The 22,021-nt window shown below is 66.7% G+C and carries 20 protein-coding genes and 3 tRNA genes; 11 read left to right on the top strand and 12 right to left on the bottom strand.

Features of this window, described 5'->3' with window-relative positions; all coding sequences use genetic code 11:
• Positions 1-13: 13 nt before the first annotated feature.
• Both AC3B6A_RS23030 and AC3B6A_RS23025 read left to right on the top strand, forming a co-directional pair.
• Entirely contained in the window at positions 14-259 is a 246-nt protein-coding gene (locus tag AC3B6A_RS23030) for a FitA-like ribbon-helix-helix domain-containing protein (protein ID WP_488399423.1), read from the top strand.
• Positions 256-675 carry a type II toxin-antitoxin system VapC family toxin gene (locus AC3B6A_RS23025; protein WP_488399422.1) on the top strand — a complete coding sequence of 140 codons (420 nt, stop codon included), beginning with the start codon at positions 256-258 and terminating at the stop codon, positions 673-675. Before AC3B6A_RS23030 ends, AC3B6A_RS23025 begins: the two co-directional genes overlap by 4 nt.
• 98 nt (positions 676-773) lie before the next feature.
• Here the strand turns inward: AC3B6A_RS23025 and AC3B6A_RS23020 are convergent.
• The 10 genes from AC3B6A_RS23020 to AC3B6A_RS22975 all read right to left on the bottom strand — a co-directional run bounded on the left by AC3B6A_RS23020 (position 774) and on the right by AC3B6A_RS22975 (position 7,978).
• Positions 774-850 (bottom strand) — tRNA-Met (locus tag AC3B6A_RS23020).
• Between the two features lie 177 nt (positions 851-1,027).
• Positions 1,028-2,128, bottom strand: a complete 1,101-nt coding sequence (gene ychF / locus AC3B6A_RS23015) for a redox-regulated ATPase YchF (RefSeq protein WP_488399421.1) — start codon at positions 2,126-2,128, stop codon at positions 1,028-1,030.
• 39 nt (positions 2,129-2,167) lie between these two features.
• Positions 2,168-2,752, bottom strand: a complete 585-nt coding sequence (gene pth / locus AC3B6A_RS23010; protein WP_488399420.1) for an aminoacyl-tRNA hydrolase — start codon at positions 2,750-2,752, stop codon at positions 2,168-2,170.
• Between the two features lie 38 nt (positions 2,753-2,790).
• The gene (locus tag AC3B6A_RS23005; RefSeq protein ID WP_488399419.1) at positions 2,791-3,405 is read right to left on the bottom strand and encodes a 50S ribosomal protein L25/general stress protein Ctc; all 615 of its coding nucleotides are present in this window, start codon (positions 3,403-3,405) and stop codon (positions 2,791-2,793) included.
• A 112-nt stretch (positions 3,406-3,517) separates the two neighbouring features.
• The gene (locus AC3B6A_RS23000; RefSeq protein ID WP_024128138.1) at positions 3,518-4,459 is read right to left on the bottom strand and encodes a ribose-phosphate pyrophosphokinase; all 942 of its coding nucleotides are present in this window, start codon (positions 4,457-4,459) and stop codon (positions 3,518-3,520) included.
• A 52-nt stretch (positions 4,460-4,511) separates the two neighbouring features.
• Positions 4,512-4,586: transfer RNA gene (locus AC3B6A_RS22995), tRNA-Gln, on the bottom strand.
• Between the two features lie 63 nt (positions 4,587-4,649).
• Positions 4,650-4,724 (bottom strand) — tRNA-Gln (locus tag AC3B6A_RS22990).
• A gap of 31 nt (positions 4,725-4,755) precedes the next feature.
• Positions 4,756-5,604 (bottom strand): 4-(cytidine 5'-diphospho)-2-C-methyl-D-erythritol kinase, encoded by an 849-nt coding sequence (gene ispE, locus AC3B6A_RS22985; protein ID WP_488399418.1) that lies wholly within the window; start codon positions 5,602-5,604, stop codon positions 4,756-4,758.
• Position 5,605: 1 nt separating this feature from the next.
• Positions 5,606-6,250 carry a lipoprotein insertase outer membrane protein LolB gene (lolB, locus tag AC3B6A_RS22980; protein WP_488399417.1) on the bottom strand — a complete coding sequence of 215 codons (645 nt, stop codon included), beginning with the start codon at positions 6,248-6,250 and terminating at the stop codon, positions 5,606-5,608.
• A 3-nt stretch (positions 6,251-6,253) separates the two neighbouring features.
• On the bottom strand, positions 6,254-7,978 hold the full coding sequence (locus tag AC3B6A_RS22975) for a tetratricopeptide repeat protein (RefSeq protein ID WP_488399416.1): 1,725 nt from the start codon (positions 7,976-7,978) through the stop codon (positions 6,254-6,256).
• 188 nt (positions 7,979-8,166) lie between these two features.
• Here AC3B6A_RS22975 and hemA point away from each other — a divergent pair, with 188 nt between their 5' ends.
• The 6 genes from hemA to AC3B6A_RS22945 all read left to right on the top strand — a co-directional run bounded on the left by hemA (position 8,167) and on the right by AC3B6A_RS22945 (position 13,528).
• Complete coding sequence (gene hemA, locus AC3B6A_RS22970) at positions 8,167-9,435, top strand: glutamyl-tRNA reductase (protein ID WP_488399415.1); 1,269 nt, start codon at positions 8,167-8,169, stop codon at positions 9,433-9,435.
• Entirely contained in the window at positions 9,432-10,514 is a 1,083-nt protein-coding gene (gene prfA, locus AC3B6A_RS22965; protein WP_488399414.1) for a peptide chain release factor 1, read from the top strand. Before hemA ends, prfA begins: the two co-directional genes overlap by 4 nt.
• 10 nt (positions 10,515-10,524) lie before the next feature.
• Positions 10,525-11,355 (top strand): peptide chain release factor N(5)-glutamine methyltransferase, encoded by an 831-nt coding sequence (gene prmC, locus AC3B6A_RS22960; protein ID WP_488399413.1) that lies wholly within the window; start codon positions 10,525-10,527, stop codon positions 11,353-11,355.
• A complete protein-coding gene (locus AC3B6A_RS22955; protein ID WP_488399412.1) occupies positions 11,349-12,104 on the top strand; it encodes a molybdopterin-synthase adenylyltransferase MoeB in 756 nt (251 codons plus the stop codon). The genes prmC and AC3B6A_RS22955 overlap by 7 nt, the downstream gene beginning before the upstream one ends.
• On the top strand, positions 12,097-12,891 hold the full coding sequence (gene murI / locus AC3B6A_RS22950; protein WP_488399411.1) for a glutamate racemase: 795 nt from the start codon (positions 12,097-12,099) through the stop codon (positions 12,889-12,891). Before AC3B6A_RS22955 ends, murI begins: the two co-directional genes overlap by 8 nt.
• A gap of 115 nt (positions 12,892-13,006) precedes the next feature.
• Entirely contained in the window at positions 13,007-13,528 is a 522-nt protein-coding gene (locus tag AC3B6A_RS22945) for an acyloxyacyl hydrolase (RefSeq protein WP_488399410.1), read from the top strand.
• Positions 13,529-13,691: 163 nt separating this feature from the next.
• Here the strand turns inward: AC3B6A_RS22945 and AC3B6A_RS22940 are convergent, their stop codons facing one another.
• Positions 13,692-14,675, bottom strand: a complete 984-nt coding sequence (locus AC3B6A_RS22940) for an NAD(P)/FAD-dependent oxidoreductase (protein ID WP_488399409.1) — start codon at positions 14,673-14,675, stop codon at positions 13,692-13,694.
• A 270-nt stretch (positions 14,676-14,945) separates the two neighbouring features.
• On the opposite strand from AC3B6A_RS22940, the gene AC3B6A_RS22935 reads away from it, so the two are divergent.
• From AC3B6A_RS22935 to AC3B6A_RS22925, 3 genes are all read left to right on the top strand, one after another.
• Positions 14,946-15,851: a TIGR01777 family oxidoreductase gene (locus AC3B6A_RS22935; protein WP_488399408.1), complete on the top strand. Its 906-nt coding sequence runs from the start codon at positions 14,946-14,948 to the stop codon at positions 15,849-15,851.
• A 124-nt stretch (positions 15,852-15,975) separates the two neighbouring features.
• Positions 15,976-16,998 carry a ferrochelatase gene (hemH, locus tag AC3B6A_RS22930; RefSeq protein ID WP_488399407.1) on the top strand — a complete coding sequence of 341 codons (1,023 nt, stop codon included), beginning with the start codon at positions 15,976-15,978 and terminating at the stop codon, positions 16,996-16,998.
• Between the two features lie 240 nt (positions 16,999-17,238).
• Positions 17,239-18,603 carry a spinster family MFS transporter gene (locus AC3B6A_RS22925; RefSeq protein WP_488399406.1) on the top strand — a complete coding sequence of 455 codons (1,365 nt, stop codon included), beginning with the start codon at positions 17,239-17,241 and terminating at the stop codon, positions 18,601-18,603.
• A 248-nt stretch (positions 18,604-18,851) separates the two neighbouring features.
• Here the strand turns inward: AC3B6A_RS22925 and AC3B6A_RS22920 are convergent, their stop codons facing one another.
• Positions 18,852-21,911: a multidrug efflux RND transporter permease subunit gene (locus AC3B6A_RS22920; RefSeq protein WP_488399405.1), complete on the bottom strand. Its 3,060-nt coding sequence runs from the start codon at positions 21,909-21,911 to the stop codon at positions 18,852-18,854.
• Positions 21,912-22,021 lie beyond the last annotated feature (110 nt).

The raw sequence follows: 22,021 nt of genomic DNA, 5'->3' as shown, positions 1-22,021 counted from the left end.
ACCGGAGGATTCCATGGCCAGCATCACCATTAGAAACCTTGATGAAGACCTCAAGGCCAAGTTGCGCGTTGTGGCTGCGAATCATGGTCGTTCGATGGAGGAGGAAGTGCGCGTGATTCTTGCCCAGGCGCTCTCTCGAGAAGAGAAAGGCGGTGGCTTGGGAAGTCGGATCCATGCGCGCTTCGCATCTATCGGCGGGGCTGAGATTGAACTGCCGGCTCGCAAGACGAAGGCTCGGGCTGCGGACATTGACGAATGATTCTGCTCGATACCAACGTGCTCTCCGAACTGATGCGGGCCAAGCCTGATCCGGATGTGGTGGCATGGATTGATGCCCAGCCAATTCAGGAGCTTGTGATCTGCTCGATCACCGTGGCGGAGATCCTCTACGGCATTGCCAGGATGCCGAAGGGCAAGCGCAGGCAGTCTTTGGAGGATATGGCTGCTGCCATGTTCGATAAGGACTTTGCCGGGAGGATCTTGCCCTTCGACGCGGATGCTGCTGTGCATTACGCCGAGCTGGCGGCAGTGAGTGAAGCGAAGGGAAGGATTGCCGATATGGCGGATGCGCAGATTGCGGCCATTGCCAGATTGCACGGGGCCCAGGTCGCCACACGAAACGTCCGCCACTTCGAGAGTTTTGGAGTGGCGCTAACTGATCCCTGGACTAGCTGAAGTCAGGCGAGAAAGCCTTGGTAGACGGGATGTAGTCGGTTTGTAGTCTGCCGGCCAAAACAAAAAGGGGTTAGCTTTCGCTAACCCCTTGTTTTGTATGGTGGCTACACCGGGACTTGAACCTGGGACATCAGCATTATGAATGCTGCGCTCTAACCGACTGAGCTATGTAGCCGAGTGGCGCGCATTTTCCGCAGATCGCGGAGGGGTGTCAACCCCTTTTCCTGAATATTTTTCTGATCTATCAATCGTTTAGCCGGTAGCGCGAGATTTTCGCGATAAGCGGCGGGGCAGGGCGGCCATGAAAAAAGCCCCGGCGGGTGACCGGGGCTTTTTCGTGTCTGGCTGGTGCTTAGACGTTAAAGCGGAAGTGCATCACGTCGCCATCCTTGACGATGTAGTCCTTGCCTTCCAGGCGCCATTTGCCGGCTTCCTTCGCGCCCTGTTCGCCCTTGAACTGGATGAAGTCTTCGTAGGCGACGACTTCAGCGCGGATGAAGCCTTTTTCGAAGTCGGTGTGGATCACGGCGGCGGCCTGCGGGGCGGTGGCGCCGACACGGACGGTCCAGGCGCGGACTTCCTTCACCCCGGCGGTGAAGTAGGTCTGCAGGTGCAGCAGTTCGTAGCCGGCGCGGATCACGCGGTTCAGGCCGGGCTCTTCGAGGCCGAGGGCTTCGAGGAACATGTCCTTCTCCTCGCCGTCGTCCAGTTCGGCGATCTCGGCTTCGATCTTGTTGCACACCGGTACGACCATGGCGCCTTCTTCTTCGGCGATGGCGCGGACGACGTCCAGGTGCGGGTTGTTCTCGAAGCCGTCCTCGGCAACGTTGGCGATGTACATGACCGGCTTGCTGGTGAGCAGGTGGAAGCCGCGAATGACACGCTTGTCTTCATCGCTCATGTTCTTCATCAGCGAGCGGGCGGGCTTGCCTTCGCTGAAGTGGGGAATGAGCTGTTCCAGCAGGGCTTTCTGCGCCAGGGCGTCCTTGTCGCCGCCCTTGGCGTTGCGGGCGACCTTCTGCAGTTGCTTCTCGCAGCTGTCGAGGTCGGCGAAGATCAGTTCGAGGTCGATGATCTCGATATCGCGCTTGGGGTCGACGCTGTTGGAGACGTGGATGACGTTGTCGTCTTCGAAGCAGCGCACGACGTGGGCGATGGCGTCGGTTTCGCGGATGTTGGCGAGGAACTTGTTGCCTAGGCCTTCACCCTTGGAGGCGCCCGCCACCAGGCCGGCGATGTCGACGAATTCCATGGTGGTCGGCAGCACGCGCTCGGGCTTGACGATCTCGGCCAGGGCGTCGAGGCGCTGGTCGGGCATCGGCACGATGCCGCTGTTGGGCTCGATGGTGCAGAAGGGGAAGTTTTCCGCCGCGATGCCGGATTTGGTCAGGGCGTTGAACAGGGTGGACTTGCCGACGTTGGGCAGGCCGACGATGCCGCAATTGAATCCCATGCTAGGTCCCTCGCGCCAGGTGGCGGAAAAGAGGTGTGATCAGGCCTTCTGGCTGTGCAGCTTCTGCATCGCGCGGGTCCAGTCCCCGTCGAGCATTTCCGGCAGCACGCCGAGGGCGAAGTCGATGCTGGTGTCGAGCAGTTCCTGTTCGGCGCGCGGGGCGCGGCCAAGAACGAAACCGGAGACCAGGCTGCTGTGCCCCGGATGGCCGATGCCAAGCCGCAGGCGATGGAAACCGTTCTGGTTGCCGAGCTGGGCGATGATGTCGCGCAGCCCGTTGTGCCCGCCGTGTCCGCCGCCCTTCTTGAGCTTGGCGACGCCGGGAGGCATGTCGAGTTCGTCGTGGGCCACCAGGATGGCTTCGACCGGAATGCGGAAGAATCCGGCGAGCGCCGCCACGGCCTGGCCGCTGCGGTTCATGTAGGTGGTGGGGATGAGCAGGCGAACGTCGCGGCCCTTGTGGCTGAACTTGCCGACCAGGCCGAAGTATTTCTTGTCGAGGCTCAGGCTTGCGCGTTGCGCGTCGGCCAGGCGCTCAACGAAAAGAGCCCCCGCGTTATGCCGGGTCTGGTCGTATTCGGCGCCTGGATTTCCCAGGCCAACGATCAGTTGTACGGCAGTCACGACGGGGGCCCCTTCCTTAAAGGCAATGGTGCGCGCGATTACTCGGCAGCAGCTTCGCCTTCACCTTCTTCTTTCACTACGCGGGAAGCGTGGATGTTGGCGACGGCCAGGTCGTTACCATGGGCCAGTTGCACCAGCTCTACGCCTTTCGGCAGTTTCAGGTCGGACAGGTGAACGATCTGACCCAGTTCTACCGCGGCCAGGTCGACTTCGATGAATTCCGGCAGGTCTTTCGGCAGGCAGGAAACTTCGACTTCGGAGATCACGTGGGAGACTTCGCCACCGCCAACCTTGACACCGACGGCGTTGGCGTCGTTCAGGAAGTGCAGCGGAACGTGAGCGGTCAGCTTGTGGTCGGCAACGACGCGCTGGAAGTCGGCGTGCATGACGAAACCCTTGGACGGGTGGCGCTGCAGGGCCTTGATCAGTACGGTTTCCTTGGCGGAACCGATGGCCAGGGTGATCACGTGGCTGAAGGCAGCCTCGTTCTCCAGCAGCTTGGAAACTTCACGCAGTTCCAGGGTGACGGATTGCGGGGCTTTCTCGCCACCGTAGATCACAGCCGGAAGCAGACCGGCATTACGACGCAGGCGGCGGCTCGCACCTTTCCCCAGGTCGGAACGCTCTTGGGCATTCAGTACAAATTCAACCATTTGACTCTCTCCAAAATGACAAGATCGCCCGGACGCTTGCGACCAGCGTTCGGGCGATTTTGCTTAAACCCCGCCGACATGACGGGGCGCTTTACGTCAGGCCTGTTCCGCCTTAGCGGAACATGGCGCTGATCGATTCTTCGTTGCTGATGCGGCGCATGGCTTCAGCGACAACCGGAGCGATGTCCAGCTGGCGGATGCGGCCACAGGCCTGGGCAGCGGCGGACAGCGGGATGGTGTTGGTCACCACCAGCTCGTCCAGTACGGAACCTTCGATGTTTTCGATGGCGCGGCCCGACAGCACCGGGTGGGTGCAGTAGGCGATAACCTTGGCGGCGCCGTGCTCTTTCAGAGCCTTGGCGGCGTGGCCGAGGGTGCCGGCGGTATCGACCATGTCGTCGACCAGCACACAGGTGCGGCCTTCGACATCACCGATGATGTGCATGACTTCGGACTGGTTGGCCTTCGGACGACGCTTGTCGATGATGGCCAGGTCGACGCCCAGGGACTTGGCAACGGCGCGAGCGCGCACCACGCCACCGATGTCCGGGGAGACGATCATCAGGTTCTCGAAGCGCTGGTCCTCGATGTCGTCGACCAGTACGGGCGAGCCGTAGATGTTGTCGACGGGGATATCGAAGAAGCCCTGGATCTGGTCGGCGTGCAGGTCAACGGTGAGGACGCGGTTGACGCCTACGACGGTCAGCATGTCGGCAACGACTTTGGCGCTGATGGCCACGCGGGCGGAACGCGGGCGGCGATCCTGGCGGGCGTAACCGAAGTAGGGGATGACGGCCGTGATACGAGTCGCCGAGGAGCGGCGGAAGGCATCGGCCATTACCACCAGTTCCATCAGGTTGTCGTTGGTCGGTGCGCAGGTCGGCTGGATCAGGAAGACGTCCTTGCCGCGGACGTTCTCGTTGATCTCGACGCTGATTTCGCCGTCGGAGAACTTGCCGACGGAAACGTCACCGAGGGGAATGTGCAGCTGCCGTACGACACGGCGTGCCAGATCGGGGTTGGCGTTCCCCGTGAAAACCATCATTTTGGACACGCTGCGGTACCTGTGTCGGCTTGAGGGTAGGCCCGGTTGAGCCAGAAGAAAATGGCAGGGGCGGCTGGATTCGAACCAACGCATGGCAGGATCAAAACCTGCTGCCTTACCGCTTGGCGACGCCCCTGTAGCTTACAACTTGCGGAGCAAGGTCTTCGTTGGTGCTGTACGTATAACCTGCGTGGGTTAATGGCAGGGGCGGCTGGATTCGAACCAACGCATGGCAGGATCAAAACCTGCTGCCTTACCGCTTGGCGACGCCCCTGTATCGTACAACCGACGACATTGCTTTCTTCTCAGGCCAGGCTTTGCAGCTTGCGGTGCAACATCGAGATGTTGCGACCCTGGGCGACGAAGCTCGGCAGAGTGGCCGGAAGTTGGCGGCGAACTTTATCAGCATCGCCCTGATTTGGGAAGCTCCCAAACACACAAGCTCCGGTGCCGGTCAATCTCGCTTCGGTAAATTTACCTAGCTGGATCAGTGCGTTACGTACATCCGGGTAACGTTTCTCGACGACCGGCTGGCAGTCGTTATGACCGTCCACCCCGAGAAGGCTGCGAACTTTAATGGGCGGAGTATCCCGTGTCAACTCGGGATCGGAGAAAACTTCTGCTGTGCTGACAAAGACTTGCGGCACAACGACGAGGAACCAGGGCTCCTCCAGCTCGACCGGCGTGAGCTTTTCGCCGACGCCTTCGGCGAAGGCCGCGCGGCCACGCACGAACACCGGCACGTCCGCGCCGAGGGTCAGGCCCAGCGCGGCGAGGCGGTCTTCGTCCCAGCCGAGCCGCCACAGATGATTGAGTCCGAGCAGGGTGGTGGCCGCGTCGGAACTGCCGCCGCCGATGCCACCGCCCATGGGCAGGCGCTTGTCCAGCCAGATGTCGGCGCCCAGCGTGCAGCCCGATTGCTCCTGCAGCCGGCGGGCGGCCCGGACGATCAGATTGCTGTCGTGGGGAACGCCGTCGATCTCGGTGTTCAGGCGGATCTGGCCGTCCTCGCGCAGGGCGAAGTGCAACTCGTCGCCGTGGTCGAGGAACTGGAAGAGGGTCTGCAGCTCGTGGTAGCCGTCGGGGCGGCGGCCGTTGATGTGCAGGAACAGGTTGAGCTTGGCCGGTGCCGGCAGGGTAAGGCGTTCCTGCATGTCACTGCCGGCCCGACTGGCTCGATTGGCCGGCGCCCAGTTGGCGGGGCTGCCAGGTCTTCACCACCAGGGTCACGTCGAGGTCCTGGCCATGCAGCTTCAGGCGCTCGGGCAGCCAGTAGCCGTTCTGCTCGCTGTAGCTGGTGTATTCCACCTGCCAGCCATCCTGTTCGAGCCGGGCCAGACGGCTGTCGCTGTCCAGGGTCAGGCGGCTCTTGCTGTCCGGTGCGGGCAGGCCGCGAATCCACCAGAGCAGGTGGGAGACCGGCAGGCGCCAGCCCATCTGTTCTTCCAGCAGGGCTTCGGGTGAGGTCGACTCGAAGCGGCCTTGCCCTGCGACCTCCAGGGTCACCGCGCCCTCGCGGCCGGTCAGGCGCGCGGCGCCGCGGCCCAGCGGGCCGGACAGTCGGATGTCGTAGTAGTCCTGGCGCTGCAGCCAGAACAGGGTGCCGCTGCCGGAGTCCTTGGGGGCGCGGATGCCCACCTTGCCGTCGATCTGCCAGCCGTCGAGGGTGGCGATGCGGGTCTTGTGGGCGCTCCAGTCGCTGGCGTTGCCCTGGCCTTCCAGGGATTCATGGGGGCCGAAGCCGGCGCAGCCGGCGAGCAGGGCAAGGGCGGCGGCCCCGAGAAGATGACGTAGACGCATGGATCAGAGGGTTCCGGAGCCGGTCAGGCGCTTCATGGTGTCGCGCAGGACGGCGCTGTCAGGCTGGCTTTGCAGGGCGGCGGCCCAGACCTTGCGGGCTTCGCCCTGCTTGCCCTGGGCCCAGAGCACTTCGCCCAGGTGGGCGGCGACTTCGTGGTCGGGGAAGCGCTCCAGCGCCTTGCGCAGGTATTTTTCCGCTTCACTGAGGTTGCCCAGGCGGTAGTTGACCCAGCCCAGGCTGTCGAGGATCGCGGGGTCGTCCGGGTTCAGCGTGTGGGCTTTCTGGATCAGCTCCTTGGCCTCGCTGTAGCGGGTGGTGCGGTCGGCCAGGGTGTAGCCCAGGGCGTTGAGCGCCATGGCGTTGTCCGGCTCGCGCTGGATGATCAGGCGCAGGTCCTGCTCCATCTGCGTCAGGTCGTTGCGCCGTTCGGCGAGCATGGAGCGGGTGTAGAGCAGGTTGGGATCGTCCGGGAACTGCTTGAGTCCCTGCTGGATGATGCCCCAGGCGCGGTCGATCTGGTTGCGGTTGGACAGGCCCTCGGCCTCGATCAGGTACAGCTGGATGGCGTAGTCCGGCTGGCGCTCGCGGGCTTCGGCGAGGAGGCGGGAGGCTTCGTCGAAGCGCTGCTGGTCGAGGAGGATTTCGGTCTGGCGCATCTGCGCCGGGAGGAAGTCGTTGCCCGGGCCGACCTTCGCGTATTCCCTGAGCGCGCTTTCCAGGTCCTTCTGCTCCTCGGCCAGGCGGCCCAGGTTGAAGTGGGCGGCGTCGACGTGGCTTTCGCGTTCGACCAGTTCCTGCAGGTAGACCTTGGCTTCGTCCCAGGCCTGGGCTTCCAGGCAGACCAGCGCCAGGGAGAAGCGCAGGTCGTCGTCGTCGGGGAACTGCTCGAGCAGCGCGGAGAACTCGGCCTTGGCTTCCTCCAGGCGGTTCTGCTCCACCAGCAGGCGGGCGTAGGCCAGGTGCACGCGCTTGTCGTCCGGGTGTTCCTTGATGCCGGTCTTGAGCAGCGGCAGCGCTTCGTCGCTGCGCTTCATGTTCTGCAGCAGGCGCGCACGCAGCAGCAACGGGGCGACCTCGTGCTTGCTCGCCTGATTGTCTTCGAGCAGGTGCAGGGCTTCCTGCGGGCGGCCGTCCTGTTGCAGCAGCAGGGCCTTGCCGAACAGCAGCTGGCCGTTGTCCGGGTATTTCTTCAGCAGGCGGTCGAAACTCTGCAGCAGGCCGGCGCGGGTATCCGGGTCGGTCTCGGCGGCGGACAGCGCAAGGAAGTCGAAGTGGGTGTCACCCTGGCCGTTGAGGACTTTCTCCATGTAAATCATGGATTCGTCGTACTGGCCGGTGCGCGCCAGCTGGATGGCGGCGGCGCGCTGGGCGTCGAGGTTGTTCGGCGCGGCCTTGGCCCAGATCAGCGAGGTGTCCAGGGCTTCCTGGTCGGCGCCCAGGTATTCGGCGATGCGGAAGGCGCGTTCGGCGACGCCCGGGTCGCGGGTGGCGCGGGCCTGCTCGACGTAGTTGGCCAGGGCGATGTCGAAGCGGTTGCGCTGGCCGGCCAGTTCGGCCACCAGCAGCGAAAACAGCGTCTCTTCACTGAATGAGCCGAACCGCTGCTCCTTTTGCGCCGCAGCGGCCTTGTCCTTCCCGGCGGAAGAATCATCCGGAGTTTTATGGGAGAGGGACTGGCAGCCGCCGAGCAGCAGCAGAGCAGTCAGCAGCGCAAGAGACTTGTTCATAGAGGAAGGACGGTGACCTGACCTGCAAGATGGGGCCCATCATGACATAAGGAATGTGGCAATCCCATGGGAAAGCACGGCATCGGGCCTTGTATACGATTTGCAGTGTGCGATACGTCGCGGGTGGTTGTCCTTCACAAGGCTAAGTAGGACAATTGCGGGCTTTCCGATCAGCTCAGCGATTCTGCATGGCCTTCATTGCCCTCGGTATCAACCACAAGACCGCGTCCGTGGCCGTCCGCGAGCGCGTGGCCTTTACTCCCGAGCAGATGGTCGAGGCCCTGCAACGGCTGTGTCGCCTGACATCCAGCCGCGAAGCCGCGATCCTCTCCACCTGCAACCGCAGCGAACTCTACCTGGAGATCGAGCATCCGGACGCCGGCGACGTGCTGGCCTGGCTGGCCGATTACCACAGCCTGGGGATCGACGAACTGCGCGCCTGCGCCTATGTGCACCAGGACGAAGAGGCGGTGCGCCACATGATGCGCGTCGCCGCTGGCCTGGACTCGATGGTGCTGGGCGAGCCGCAGATCCTCGGCCAGATGAAGTCGGCCTACGCCGTGGCCCGCGAGGCCGGCACCATCGGGCCGATGCTGGGCCGGCTGTTCCAGGCGACCTTCAGCACCGCCAAGACCGTGCGCACCGATACCGCCATCGGCGAGAACCCAGTGTCCGTGGCCTTCGCCGCGGTGAGCCTGGCCCGGCAGATATTCAGCGACCTGAGCCGCAGCCAGGCGCTGCTGATCGGCGCCGGCGAGACCATCACCCTGGTCGCCCGCCACCTGCACGAGCAGGGCGTGCAGCGCATCGTGGTCGCCAACCGTACCCTGGAGCGCGCCAGCCAGCTGGCCGAGCAGTTCGGCGCCCGCGCCATCCTGCTGGCGGACATGCCCGACGAGCTGGTCAACAGCGACATCGTCATCAGTTCCACCGCCAGCCAGCTGCCGATCCTCGGCAAGGGCGCGGTGGAGCGCGCGCTGAAGCAGCGCCGGCACAAGCCGATGTTCATGGTCGACATCGCCGTCCCGCGCGATATCGAGCCGGAAGTCGGCGAACTGGACGACGTCTACCTCTATAGCGTCGACGACCTCCACGAAGTGGTCGCCGAGAACCTCAAGAGCCGCCAGGGCGCCGCCGAGGCCGCCGAGGAGCTGGTCGGCGATGGCGTACTCGACTTCATGCTGCGCCTGCGCGAGCTGGCCGCCGTCGACGTGCTGCGCGCCTACCGCCAGCAGGCCGAGCGCCTGCGCGACGAGGAGACCCAGAAGGCCCAGCGCCTGCTGGCCAACGGCGCCGACCCGATGGAGGTGATGGCGCAGCTCGCCCGCGGCCTGACCAACAAGCTGCTGCACGCGCCCAGCGTGCAGATGAAGAAACTCTCCGCGCAGGGCCGCGTCGACGCGCTGGCCGTCGCGCAGGAACTGTTCGCCCTCGAGGAGGGCACTGACAAGCGATGAAAGCGTCCCTGCTGAGAAAGCTGGACACCCTGAGCGACCGCTACGAGGAGCTGACCGCGCTCCTGGGCGACGCCGAGGTGATCAGCGACCAGACCAAGTTCCGCGCGTACTCCCGCGAATACGCCGAAGTGGAGCCGGTCATCCTCGCTTTCCGCGAGTTCCGCAAGGTGCAGTCGGACCTGGAGGGCGCCCAGGCGCTGCTCAAGGACAGCGACCCGGACCTGCGCGAGATGGCCGAGGAGGAAGTCGCCGAGGCCAAGGCCCGCCTGGTCGGTCTGGAGGATCGCCTGCAACGCATGCTGCTGCCCAGGGACCCCAACGACGGCCGCAACGTGTTCCTGGAAATCCGCGCCGGCACCGGCGGCGACGAGGCGGCGATCTTCTCCGGCGACCTGTTCCGCATGTACTCGCGCTACGCCGAGAAGCAGGGCTGGCGCGTGGAGATCATGTCCGAGAACGAGGGCGAGCACGGCGGCTACAAAGAGGTGATCGCCCGCGTCGAGGGCGACAACGTCTACGCCAAGCTCAAGTTCGAGTCCGGCGCCCACCGCGTGCAGCGCGTGCCGGAGACCGAATCCCAGGGCCGCATCCACACCTCGGCCTGCACCGTGGCGGTGCTGCCCGAGCCGGACGAGCAGGCGGCCATCGAGATCAACCCGGCCGACCTGCGGGTGGACACCTACCGCTCGTCCGGCGCCGGCGGCCAGCACGTCAACAAGACCGACTCGGCGGTGCGCATCACCCACCTCCCGTCCGGCATCGTGGTCGAGTGCCAGGAAGAGCGCTCGCAGCACAAGAACCGCGCCCGGGCCATGGCCTGGCTGGCGGCCAGGCTCAACGACCAGCAGCAGGCCGCCGCCCAGCAGGCCATCGCCAGCACGCGCAAGCTGCTGGTCGGCTCGGGCGACCGCTCCGAGCGCATCCGCACCTACAATTTCCCCCAGGGGCGGGTGACCGACCATCGCATCAACCTCACCCTCTATTCCCTGGGGGAAGTGATGGAGGGCGAGGTCGAGCAGGTGATCGAACCCCTGCTGCAGGAATTCCAGGCCGACCAGCTGGCCGCGCTCGGCGACTGAGAGAGCGACGATGGCTACCATCATGACCCTGCTCAACGAGGCGCAATTGCCGGACTCGCCCAGCGCGCGCCTGGACGTCGAGCTGCTGCTCGCCGCCGCGCTGGACAAGCCGCGCAGCTTCCTGCGCACCTGGCCCGAGCGGCTGGTCAGCGACGAGGCCCGCGAGCGCTTCGAGCGCTTCCTCGCCCGGCGCCGCGCCGGCGAGCCGGTGGCCTACATCCTCGGCCGCCAGGGATTCTGGAGCCTGGACCTGGAAGTCGCGCCGCACACCCTGATCCCGCGCCCGGACACCGAACTGCTGGTGGAAACCGCGCTGGCGCTGCTGCCGGCCACGCCGGCCCGCGTGCTCGACCTGGGCACCGGCACCGGCGCCATCGCCCTGGCGCTGGCCTGCGAGCGTCCGGGCTGGCGGGTGCTGGGCGTCGACCGCGTCGCCGAGGCGGTGGCCCTGGCCGAGCGCAACCGCGAGCGCCTGGGCCTGGCCAATGCCGCCTTCCGCGCCAGCCATTGGTTCGCCGCGCTGGAAGGCGAACGCTTCTCGCTGATCGTCAGCAATCCGCCCTACATTCCCAGCAGCGACCCGCACCTCGCGCAGGGCGACGTGCGCTTCGAACCGTCGAGCGCGCTGGTTTCCGGGCGGGACGGGCTGGATGACATCCGCCTGATCGTCGAGCAGGCGCCCGGCCACCTGGAACACGGCGGCTGGCTGATGCTCGAACACGGCTACGACCAGGCCGACGCGGTGCGCGACCTGCTGCTCAGCCGTGGCTTCAGCGCCGTGGAAAGCCGCCGCGACCTGGGCGGCCACCAACGCATCAGCCTGGGGAGCTGGACATGCTGAGCGATAACGAACTGCTGCGTTACAGCCGGCAGATCCTGCTGCCGCAGATCGACGTCGACGGCCAGCTGCGCCTGAAGAACAGCCGCGTGCTGATCGTCGGCCTCGGCGGCCTGGGCGCCCCGGTGGCGCTGTACCTCGCCGCCGCCGGCGTCGGCGAGCTGCACCTGGCGGATTTCGACAGCGTCGACCTGACCAACCTGCAGCGGCAGATCATCCATGACAGCCAGAGTGTCGGCGTGAGCAAGGTGGATTCCGCCATCGCCCGCCTGACCGGGCTGAACCCCGAGGTGAAGCTGGTCGCCCATCGCCAGGCGCTGGATGCCGATTCCCTCGACGCCGCGGTGGCGGCGGTGGACCTGGTGCTGGACTGCTGCGACAACTTCGGCACCCGCGAGGCGGTCAACGCCGCCTGCGTCGCCGCGAAAAAACCGCTGGTGAGCGGCGCGGCGATCCGCCTGGAAGGCCAGCTCTCGGTGTTCGACCCGCGCCGCGACGACAGCCCCTGCTACCACTGCCTCTACGGCCACGGCAGCGAAGCCGAGCTGACCTGCAGCGAGGCCGGCGTGGTCGGTCCGCTGGTGGGGCTGGTGGGCAGCCTGCAGGCGCTGGAGGCGCTCAAGCTGCTGGCCGGCTTCGGCGAGCCGCTGGTGGGCCGCCTGCTGCTGGTCGATGCGCTGGGCACGCGCTTCCGCGAATTGCGGGTCCGGCGCGATCCGCAGTGCGCCGTGTGCGGGGTGGCGCATGGCTGACGCCGCGCCCATCGGCGTGTTCGATTCCGGCGTCGGCGGACTCAGCGTCCTCCGCGAAATCCACGCGCGGCTGCCCGGCGAGTCGCTGATCTACCTGGCCGACTGCGGGCACGTCCCCTACGGCGAGAAGACCCCCGAATACATCCGCGAGCGTTGCCGCGCCATCGCGCAATTCCTCCTCCAGCGCGGCGCCAAGGCGCTGGTGCTGGCCTGCAACACCGCCACCGCCGCGGCGGCGGCCGACCTGCGCGAGCTCCACCCGCAGGTGCCGATCGTGGCCATGGAGCCGGCGGTGAAGCCGGCCGCCGAGGCGACCCGCAGCGGCGTGGTTGGCGTACTGGCGACCACCGGTACGCTCAAGAGCGCGCGCTTCGCCGCGCTGCTCGATCGCTTCGCCGGCGATGTGCGGGTGATTACCCAGCCCTGTCCGGGGCTGGTGGAGCGCATCGAGGCCGGCGACCTGAGCGGGCCGCAGACGCGCGAGCTGCTGTGGCGCTATGTCGAGCCGTTGCTTGGCGAGGGCTGCGACACGCTGATCCTCGGCTGCACCCATTACCCGTTCCTGCGCCCGCTGCTGCGCGAGCTGATCCCCGGGGATATTTCCCTGATCGATACCGGCGCGGCGGTCGCGCGCCAGCTGGAGCGTCTGCTGCGGGCGCGCGAGCTGCTGGCGGAGGGGCCGGCGCAGCGGGCGGAGTTCTGGACCAGCGGCCCGGTTGAAGGCCTGGAGAGGGTCATGCCGGTGCTGTGGGGAAGCGAGGAGCCCGTCGGTTCGTTTGCCGGGTGACGGAAAAATTACCTGCCATAAGCCATGCTCTGTCAGGCAATTTTGATAAGTGGCCTTATAATAGCTAGCTATTCGCGGGGATTTTTCATTCAGCTTTCTAATAAAGGATGTACCGATGAAGAAACTACTCTCGCTGGCCGCCTTGGCCGCTCTTTCCCTCGGACAGGTTTTCAGTGCGCAGGCCGCCAGCGTCACCGGCGCGGTCGGTGCGACCGGCCAGGGCGACATGACCTATCGCCTGGGCCTGGGCTTCGACTGGGACAAGAGCTGGTGGGAGAGCTCCACGGGACATCTGACCGGCTACTGGGATGCCGGCTACACCTACTGGTCGGCCGGTGAGCGCGCCGGTGGCCGCCACTCGCTGTCGTTCTCCCCGGTGTTCGTCTACGAGTTTTCCGGCGAGTCGGTCAAACCCTTCCTCGAGGCCGGCATCGGCATCGCCGCCTTCACCGGCTCGGAAGTGGGCGACCGCGACCTGGGCGGCGCGGTGACCTTCGAGGATCGTCTCGGCGCCGGCCTGAAGTTCGGTAGCGGCCAGGCCATCGGCGTACGGGCGATGCACTATTCCAACGCCGGGCTCGGCCAGCCCAACGAAGGCATCGAGTCCTACAGCCTGTATTTCACGCAGCCGCTGTAACGACACCGCGATGAAAAAGCCCCGCCTTCGAGCGGGGCTTTTTTTTGACCTGCGTGGGGCCTTTCGTAGGAGCGAGCTTGCTCGCGAACAGTTTCAGCGCCGGTGCCGTGCGGTTCGCGAGCAAGCTCGCTCCTACAGAAGGGCATCGCCCTTCGGAAGACGGTCAGAGATGCTCCAGCAGGCGGCGGGCCGCTTCCAGACCGCTCAGCCAGGCGCCTTCGACGCGGCCCGAGAGGCACCAGTCGCCGCAGGCGTAGATGCCCAGGTCGGCGTCGGCCAGGGCACCGAACTGGTGGGCCTCCATCGGCCGCGCATACAGCCAGCGGTGGGCGAGGGCGAAGCCGGGGGCGTGCACGGCGCAGCCGATCAGCTCGGCGAAGGCGCCGCGCAGGTGCTCGATCACGCTCTCCTTGGGCAGGTCGATGTGCTGCTTGCTCCAGCTGCTGCTGGCGTGCAGCACCCAGGTGTCCAGCGGTCCGTCGCGGCCGGGCTTGGAGCGGTTGCAGGCCAGCCAGGAGAGCGGGCCTTCGTGCACGAAGCAACCCTGCACCGGGGTCTGCAGGGGCTCGGTGAAGCCCAGGGCCACGGCCCAGGTCGGCTCCATCGAGATGCTCGCCGCCGCCGCCGCCAGCTTCGGCGCGCCGGCCAGCAGGGCGGCGGCCTGGGGCGCCGGGGCGGCGATCAGCACGTGGCTGTAGGGGCCGTGGGTCTGGCCTTCGGCGTCCTGCAGGTGCCAGTGTTCCTCACCGCGGTAGACCTCGGTGATGCGGCAGGAGAAGGTGACGGTCTGGTCCTGCAGCAGGGCGCGGGTGATCGCGCTCATGCGCGGGGTGCCGACCCAGCGCGGTTGTTCGTCCGGCGAGGGGCTCAGTTCGCCGTCGCGGTACTGGTAGAGGGCCGGGTCCCATTCGGCGACCCAGCCCTGCTCGCGCCATTTCTGGACGGCGTCGAGGAAGCGCCGGTCGCGGGCGGTGAAGTACTGCGCGCCGAGATCGAGGGTGCCGGCTTCGCTGCGCTTGCTGGCCATGCGGCCGCCGCTGCCGTGACCCTTGTCGAACAGCTGGACGTCCTGTCCGGCGTCGCGCAGGGCGTGGGCGGCCGAGAGTCCGGCGATACCGGTGCCAATGATGGCAATGGGGGCGCTCATGACATGCCTCGTTGGTTGTGTATTTCAGAGTAACGAGCGTGATTGGCTTGTACAAATGGTTTGACCCGTACAATCGCCTGACTGCAATCACGCTCGTGATCGGCAGGAGCCCGATCATCGGAACCTTCTGCGCCGCGTCGGTTCCTCATGAATGGGCGCGGCCGGTTCCGGCACATACAGCGTAGACGCTCGATGCTGTGTGGGCAGGTGCAAGCTTCGCCGTCTCGTCCAGACTGAGGGTAGGTGGAACACGCTGACAAGGAGTTCGCCATGCATATTCTGTTGACCGGAGGCACCGGGCTGATGGGTCGTCGCCTGTGCCGCCACTGGAGCGCCGCCGGGCATCGCCTGAGCGTGCTCAGCCGCCAGCCGCAGCGGGTCGCCGCGCTGTGCGGCGAGCAGGTGCGCGGGATCGCCGATTTCCAGGACTACGGCGACGAGCCGCTGGATGCAGTGGTCAATCTGGCCGGCGAGCCCATCGCCGACAAACCCTGGACCGCGAAGCGCAAGGCGTTGCTGTGGGGCAGCCGGGTCGGCCTGACCGAGCGCCTGGTGGCCTGGCTGAAGACGCGCGACCAGCGTCCCGGCGTGCTGATCAATGGCTCGGCGGTGGGCTGGTACGGCGATGCCGGCGAGCGGCCGCTGGAGGAAAACAGCGCGGCGGCCGGCGAGGACTTCGCCAGCGAACTGTGCCTGGCCTGGGAGCAGATCGCCCGCGAGGCCGAGGCGCTGGGCATCCGCGTGGTGCTGGTGCGCAGCGGGCTGGTGCTGGCGCCCGAGGGCGGCTTCCTCAAGCGCATGCTGCCGGCGTTCCGCCTGGGGCTGGGCGGGCAGCTGGGGGATGGCCGGCAGTGGATGTCGTGGATCCATATCGAGGACCAGATCGCCCTCATCGATTTTCTTTTGCGGCGGGCCGATGCCGAGGGTCCCTATAATGCCTGCGCGCCGCAGCCGGTGCGCAACCGCGACTTCACCCGCGAACTGGGTCGGGCGTTGCACCGGCCGACCGTGCTGGGCGTGCCCGGCTTCGCCCTGCGGGTGATGCTCGGCGAGCTGTCGGTGCTGGTGCTCGGCGGACAGCGTGTGGTGCCGCGTCGCCTGCTCGACGCCGGTTTCACCTTCCGCTTCCCCGAGCTGCCGGACGCCCTGGCGGACGTGCTGCGCGAGCCGCGCTGAGCCGCCGGCCCGTCGTCGCGCCTGCGGCAACGGCGACAGGCCGGGCGGCAATCCGCTGCGTGTAAACTGCGCAGCCCCACCGGGCCCGCCCGGTGGGACCGTGAACCGTTTCCAAGGACATTGCATGACCCAAAACGCCCTCCTGCTGGTCAACCTGGGCTCGCCGGCCTCCACCCAGGTCGGGGACGTGCGCCGCTACCTCGACCAGTTCCTCATGGACCCCTACGTGATCGACCTGCCGTGGCCGATCCGCCGCCTGCTGGTGTCGATGGTCCTGCGCAAGCGTCCCGAGGAATCGGCCCATGCCTACGCGTCGATCTGGTGGGACGAGGGTTCGCCGCTGATCGTGCTCAGCCGCCGCCTGCAGGAGGCGATCCGCCCCTACTGGCCGCACGGTCCGGTGGAGCTGGGCATGCGCTATGGCGAGCCGTCCATCGAGGCGGCGCTGCTGCGCCTGAGCCAGCAGGGCATCACCCGGGTGACCGTCGCGCCGCTCTACCCGCAGTTCGCCGACAGCACCACCACCACCGCCATCGAGGAAATCCGGCGGGTCATGCGCGAGCGCGGCCTGAAGCTGGAGCTGACGGTGCTGCCGCCGTTCTACGCCGAGCCGGAGTACCGCCAGGCGCTGGTGGACAGCGTGAAGCCTTACCTGGAGCAACCCTACGACCACCTGCTGCTGAGCTTCCACGGCCTGCCCGAGTCGCACATCCGCAAGCTGGTGAAGGACGCCAGCCACGACCTCACCGTCGCCACCAGCCACGGCGTGCGTGACGAGGTGATGGCGGTCTGTTACCGCAGCCAGTGCCTGCGCACGGCGGAGGATTTCGCGGCGGGCGCGGGCCTTGAGGACGGGCGCTGGTCGGTGTCCTTCCAGTCGCGCCTGGGGCGCAACAAGTGGATCGAGCCCTACACCGAGGCACAGCTGGGCAAGCTCGGCCGGCAGGGCGTGAAGCGCCTGCTGGTGATGTGCCCGGCCTTCGTCGCCGACTGCATCGAGACGCTGGAGGAAATCGGCCAGCGCGGCAGCGAGCAGTTCCGTGCGGCGGGCGGCGAGGAGCTGGTGCTGGTGCCCTGCCTGAACGACCAGGCGCTGTGGGCGAAGGCGCTGGCGCAGCTGTGCGAGCGGATGCCGACGGCGATCTGAGCGCCGGCTGCGGCTCTTTACGGGAGCGAGCTTGCTCGCGAACCCGCCTGATGCCGGAGCGGCCGGATAGCTCGCTCCGACGGTAAAACCCGATGGCCAACCCCTGACCGGCCATCCATCAGCCAACGGCCAACGCCCGCATTCAGGGACCTGATAGTGGGCGCGCCGGGCGTCGGCAATGCCTACCCTGCGGGTTCTCCCCTTCGCCATCGCCGCGTTGGCGGCGTTCAGGAGCCCGGCATGCACAACAACAATAACGGCTACCCCTCCAGTCTCGTGGCATGGTCCACGGTCGCGATCCTCATGGTCGCCTACGTCCTGTCCTTCATCGACCGGCAGATCCTCAACCTGCTGGTCGGCCCCATCCGTCGCGATCTGGCGATCAGCGACACGCAGATGAGCCTGCTGATGGGCCTGTCCTTCGCGCTGTTCTACACCCTCTGCGGCATCCCACTCGGGCGCATGGCCGACAGCCGCAGCCGGCGCGGGCTGATCACCGTCGGCGTGCTGATCTGGAGCGCCATGACCGCCGCCTGCGGCCTGGCCCGGCAGTACTGGCAGTTCCTGCTGTTCCGCGTCGGGGTCGGCGTGGGCGAGGCGGCGCTGTCGCCGGCGGCCTACTCGCTGATCGCCGACAGCTTCCCGGCGCAGCGCCGCGCCACCGCCATCAGCGTGTATTCCATGGGCATCTACCTCGGCTCGGGCCTGGCCTTCCTGCTTGGCGGGCTGGTGATCAAGTTCGCCTCGGCCCAGGGCGACGTGCACCTGCCGATCCTCGGCGAAGTGCGCCCGTGGCAGCTGATCTTCCTGCTGCTGGGCGCCGCCGGCGTGCTCTTCACCCTGCTCATGCTGGCGGTGAAGGAGCCCGCGCGGCGCGGTGTCGGCGCCGGCGTGGTGGTGCCGATGAGCGAGGTGGGCGCCTACCTGCGCGCCAACCGCAAGACGGTGATCTGCCACAACTTCGGCTTCGCCTGCATCTCCTTCGCCAGCTACGGCAGCGGCGCCTGGGTGCCGACCTTCTTCGTCCGCACCTACGGCTGGGACGCCGGCCACGTGGGCGTGGTGTACGGCAGCATCGTCGCGGTGTTCGGCTGCCTGGGCATCGTCTTCGGCGGCCGCCTGGCGGACTACTGGGCCAAGCGCGGGCGCACCGACGCGAACATGCGCGTGGGCCTGCTGGCGGCCTGCCTGGCGATCCCCTTCACCCTGGTCTATCCGCTGCTGGACAGCGGCAACGCCGCGGCGGCGCTGATGGCGCCCATCGTGTTCTTCCTCAGCATGCCGTTCGGCGTCGCCCCGGCGGCGATCCAGGAGATCATGCCCAACTCGATGCGCGGCCAGGCCTCGGCCATCTACCTGTTCGTGGTGACGCTGCTGGGCCTGGGCGTCGGCCCGACCGCCATCGCCCTGGTGACCGACTACGTGTTCGCCGACGACATGGCGCTGCGCTACTCGCTGCTGATCGTCAGCCTGGTGGCGCTGCTGGCCGGCGCGCTGCTGCTGGCCCAGGGGCTCAAGCCCTACCGCGCGAGCCTGGAGCATCTGCGGAGCTGGAGCCTGGAAGGGGAGCGCTCCGGCGGCGCGATGCAGCGCCAGCCGGCGTGATCGGGGGCACCGGCGCCCCGTGTGATCTGTAGAGCGGGCTCCCTCCGCGATTGGCCCTGAGCGAAGGGGGATGATCGCGGACGGAGTCCGCTCCTGCGCAGGCGCATTGCATCGGCGTTTACCCGGGGGCGGGATTCCGTCGCGGTGGATTTCGCGGACAAGGTCCGCTCCTACGCGGGCCGGGGTTTCCCTGCACAGGCGGGCCATGCCCGGCAGAAAAAAGCCCCGCGATGCGGGGCTTTTTTCGTTCAGTGCGCCGAGGCTGGCGCGCTGTCGTCGGTGGGCTTCTGGTCGGGCCTGGCCAGCAGCGTGTAGACGCAGGGCAGGACGAACAGGGTGAACAGCGTGCCCACGCTCATGCCAGTGGCGATCACCACGCCGATGTCGAAGCGGCTCACCGCGCCGGCGCCGGTGGCGAGCAGCAGCGGGATCACCCCGAGCACCATCGCCGCGGTGGTCATCAGCACCGGGCGCAGGCGGATCGCCGCGGCTTCCTCCACCGCCGCGCGCACCGACAGGCCGCGCTCACGGCGCAGCTGGTTGGCGAACTCGACGATGAGGATGCCGTGCTTGCTGATCAGCCCGATCAGCGTCACCAGCCCCACCTGGGTGTAGATGTTCAGGCTCGACAGGCCGAGGAACAGCGGGATCAGCGCGCCGCAGATCGACAGCGGCACGGTGACCATGATCACCAGCGGATCGCGGAAACTCTCGAACTGCGCCGCCAGCACCAGGAAGATCACCGCCAGCGCCAGGCCGAAGGTGATCATCAGCGCGCTGCCTTCCTGCACGAACTGCCGCGAGGCGCCGGCGTAGTCGAAGGAGAAGCCGCGCGGCGACTCGTCCTCGGCGATGCGCCGCACGGTGTCGATGGCCTCGCCCATGCTGACCATCGGCACGCCGGAGATGATCGCCGAGTTGAGCTGCTGGAACTGGTTGAGCTGGCGCGGCCGCGCGCGCTCGTGGGTGGTCACCAGGGTCGACAGCGAGATCAGCTGGCCGCTCTGGCTCTTCACGTAGTAGTTGCCCAGCCAGCCCGGGTTGTCGCGGTAGGCGCGCTCGACCTGGGCGATCACCTTGTAGCTGCGCCCGTCGATGGTGAAGCGGTTGATCTCGCCCTCGCCCAGCAGCGCGCCCAGGGCGATGCCCAGGTCCTGCATGGTCACGCCCATCTGCGCGGCCTTGGCGCGGTCGATGTCGACCACCAGTTCCGGCTTGTCGAAGGCCAGGTCGAGGTCGAGGAAGGCGAACTTGCCCGACTCCTCGGCGCGCTTCTTCACCCGCTCGACCACCTGCAGCAGCGACTGGTAGTCGCTGGCGGTGTTGATCACGAACTGGAACGGCAGGCCCTCGCCGGTGCCCGGCAGCGACGGCAGGTTGAAGCCGAAGATCTGCAGGCCGGGGATCTTGTCCAGCTCCGCCTGCACCACCTGGAGCAGCTCCATCTGGCTGCGCTCGCGCTCGTCCCAGGGCTTGAGCAGCATGCCGCCGATGCCGGTCTGCACGCCGTTGTAGCCGTTGATCTGGAACGCCGAATAGTACTCGGGGAATTTGCGGAAGATGCCCTCGAACCCGGCGGTGTACTTCGACAGGTAATCGAGGTTCGCCGTCTGCGGCGCGTTGGACATGATGAAGACGATGCCCTGGTCCTCCTCCGGCGCCAGTTCCTTGTGGGTGAACATCAGCAGCAGCGGGATGATCGCCAGCACCAGCGCGGCGAACACCAGCACCACTGGCCGGGTGTTCAGGGTGGCGTGCAGGGTGCGCTGGTAGCGCCGCTTGAGCGCCTCGAAGAGCAGGTCCAGGCGATGGGCCAGGCCGCTGGGGTTCTCGTCGTGGCGCAGCAGGCGCGAGCACATCATCGGCGACAGGGTCAGGGCGACGATGCCGGAGATGATCACCGCGCCGGCCAGGGTGAAGGCGAACTCCTTGAACAGCGCGCCGGTCAGGCCGCTGAGGAAGCCGATGGGCGCGTACACGGCGGCCAGGGTGATGGTCATGGTCACCACCGGCACGGCGATTTCCCGCGCGCCCTCGATGGCGCCCTGGAACGGCGTCCTGCCTTCCTCGATGTGGCGGTGGATGTTCTCCACCACCACGATGGCGTCGTCCACCACCAGGCCGATGGCGAGCACCATCGCCAGCAGGGTCAGCAGGTTGATCGAGTAGCCCATCATCTGCATGAAGAACAGCACGCCGATCATCGACAGCGGGATGGTCACCACCGGGATGATCACCGAGCGGAGCGCGCCGAGGAACAGGAAGACCACCACGATGACGATCAGGATCGCCTCGCCCAGGGTCTTCACCACCTCGTCGATGGACGCCTGGATGAAGCGCGTGGCGTCGTAGGCGATGGACACCTGCAGGCTCGGCGGCAGCTGCTCTTCCAGCTCCGGCATCCTGGCGCGGACTTCCTTGATCACGTCCAGCGGGTTGGAGCTGGGCGTGCCCTTGATGGCGATGTACACCGAGGGGATGCCGTTGAACGAGCTGAGCGCGTCGTAGCTCGCCGCGCCCAGTTCGATGCGCGCCACGTCGCCCATCAGCACGCGGCGGTCGCCGGCGGTCTTCAGCGGGATGGCGGCGAAGGCTTCCGGGGATTTCAGGTCGGTGGCGGCGTTTACCGGGGTGAGCACCAGTTCGCCCTTCACCTCGCCGGCGGCGGAGAGGAAGTTGTACTCGCGCACCGCGCGGTCGATGTCACCGGCGGTGATGCCGTAGGCGGCCATCTTCACCGGGTCGAGCCACAGGCGCATGGCGAAGACCTGGTTGCCGAGGATTTCCGCCTCGGCGATCCCGGGCAGGGTGGCCAGCTTGGGCTGGATCACCCGGGACAGGTAGTCGGTGATCTGCGGGTTGCTCATCTGCTCGCTGAAGAAGCTGATGTACATCAGCGCCGAGGCGTCGGCGGCTTCCTTGTCCAGTACCGGGTCCTCGGCGTCGGGCGGCAGCTGGGTCTTCACCTCGCCGATCTTCGACAGCAGCTCGGTCACCAGGCGGTCGGTGTTGGCGCCGATGTGCGCGTAGATCGAGATCACCGAGTAGTTCTGCCGGCTCACCGAGGTCATGTAGTCGATGCCTTCGGCGCTGGCCAGGCTCTGCTGCAACGGCTGGGTGATGTAGCCCTGGATGGTCTCGGCGTTGGCCCCGGCATAGAAGGTGGTGACGGTGATCAGCGCGTTCTCCATCTGCGGGTATTGGCGGATCACCAGCCGGTTGAAGGCCTGCATGCCGAGCAGGACGATCAGCAGGCTGATCACGGTCGCCAGCACGGGGCGACGGATGAAGGGATCGGTAAAACCCATAAGCTCAATCCTTTGTGTTCGGAATTGCGGCGCGTCGGCCATGTTGCCTGGCCCCTGCGCGCGAACTCCGTGGCAGAGCGGTTGACTCTGGCTGCCCGCGCCGGCGGGCG

The sequence above is a fragment of the Pseudomonas sp. B12(2026) genome (genome assembly GCF_057767015.1).
Note: the sequence above shows the minus strand (reverse complement) of the source record. Positions and strands in the feature narration are given on the sequence as shown.

What these genes read in the sequence shown, in the direction of transcription:
- AC3B6A_RS22955 (WP_488399412.1), top strand. Translation starts at nt 11,349, where the DNA reads ATGCTGAGCGATAACGAACTGCTGCGTTACAGCCGGCAGATCCTGCTG.
- AC3B6A_RS22940 (WP_488399409.1), bottom strand. Translation starts at nt 14,675, where the DNA reads ATGAGCGCCCCCATTGCCATCATTGGCACCGGTATCGCCGGACTCTCG.
- AC3B6A_RS23025 (WP_488399422.1), top strand. Translation starts at nt 256, where the DNA reads ATGATTCTGCTCGATACCAACGTGCTCTCCGAACTGATGCGGGCCAAG.
- ychF (WP_488399421.1), bottom strand. Translation starts at nt 2,128, where the DNA reads ATGGGATTCAATTGCGGCATCGTCGGCCTGCCCAACGTCGGCAAGTCC.
- AC3B6A_RS22975 (WP_488399416.1), bottom strand. Translation starts at nt 7,978, where the DNA reads ATGAACAAGTCTCTTGCGCTGCTGACTGCTCTGCTGCTGCTCGGCGGC.
- AC3B6A_RS22945 (WP_488399410.1), top strand. Translation starts at nt 13,007, where the DNA reads ATGAAGAAACTACTCTCGCTGGCCGCCTTGGCCGCTCTTTCCCTCGGA.
- ispE (WP_488399418.1), bottom strand. Translation starts at nt 5,604, where the DNA reads ATGCAGGAACGCCTTACCCTGCCGGCACCGGCCAAGCTCAACCTGTTC.
- murI (WP_488399411.1), top strand. Translation starts at nt 12,097, where the DNA reads ATGGCTGACGCCGCGCCCATCGGCGTGTTCGATTCCGGCGTCGGCGGA.
- prmC (WP_488399413.1), top strand. Translation starts at nt 10,525, where the DNA reads ATGGCTACCATCATGACCCTGCTCAACGAGGCGCAATTGCCGGACTCG.
- AC3B6A_RS23030 (WP_488399423.1), top strand. Translation starts at nt 14, where the DNA reads ATGGCCAGCATCACCATTAGAAACCTTGATGAAGACCTCAAGGCCAAG.
- AC3B6A_RS22920 (WP_488399405.1), bottom strand. Translation starts at nt 21,911, where the DNA reads ATGGGTTTTACCGATCCCTTCATCCGTCGCCCCGTGCTGGCGACCGTG.
- AC3B6A_RS22935 (WP_488399408.1), top strand. Translation starts at nt 14,946, where the DNA reads ATGCATATTCTGTTGACCGGAGGCACCGGGCTGATGGGTCGTCGCCTG.
- AC3B6A_RS23005 (WP_488399419.1), bottom strand. Translation starts at nt 3,405, where the DNA reads ATGGTTGAATTTGTACTGAATGCCCAAGAGCGTTCCGACCTGGGGAAA.
- prfA (WP_488399414.1), top strand. Translation starts at nt 9,432, where the DNA reads ATGAAAGCGTCCCTGCTGAGAAAGCTGGACACCCTGAGCGACCGCTAC.
- AC3B6A_RS22925 (WP_488399406.1), top strand. Translation starts at nt 17,239, where the DNA reads ATGCACAACAACAATAACGGCTACCCCTCCAGTCTCGTGGCATGGTCC.
- hemH (WP_488399407.1), top strand. Translation starts at nt 15,976, where the DNA reads ATGACCCAAAACGCCCTCCTGCTGGTCAACCTGGGCTCGCCGGCCTCC.
- lolB (WP_488399417.1), bottom strand. Translation starts at nt 6,250, where the DNA reads ATGCGTCTACGTCATCTTCTCGGGGCCGCCGCCCTTGCCCTGCTCGCC.
- hemA (WP_488399415.1), top strand. Translation starts at nt 8,167, where the DNA reads ATGGCCTTCATTGCCCTCGGTATCAACCACAAGACCGCGTCCGTGGCC.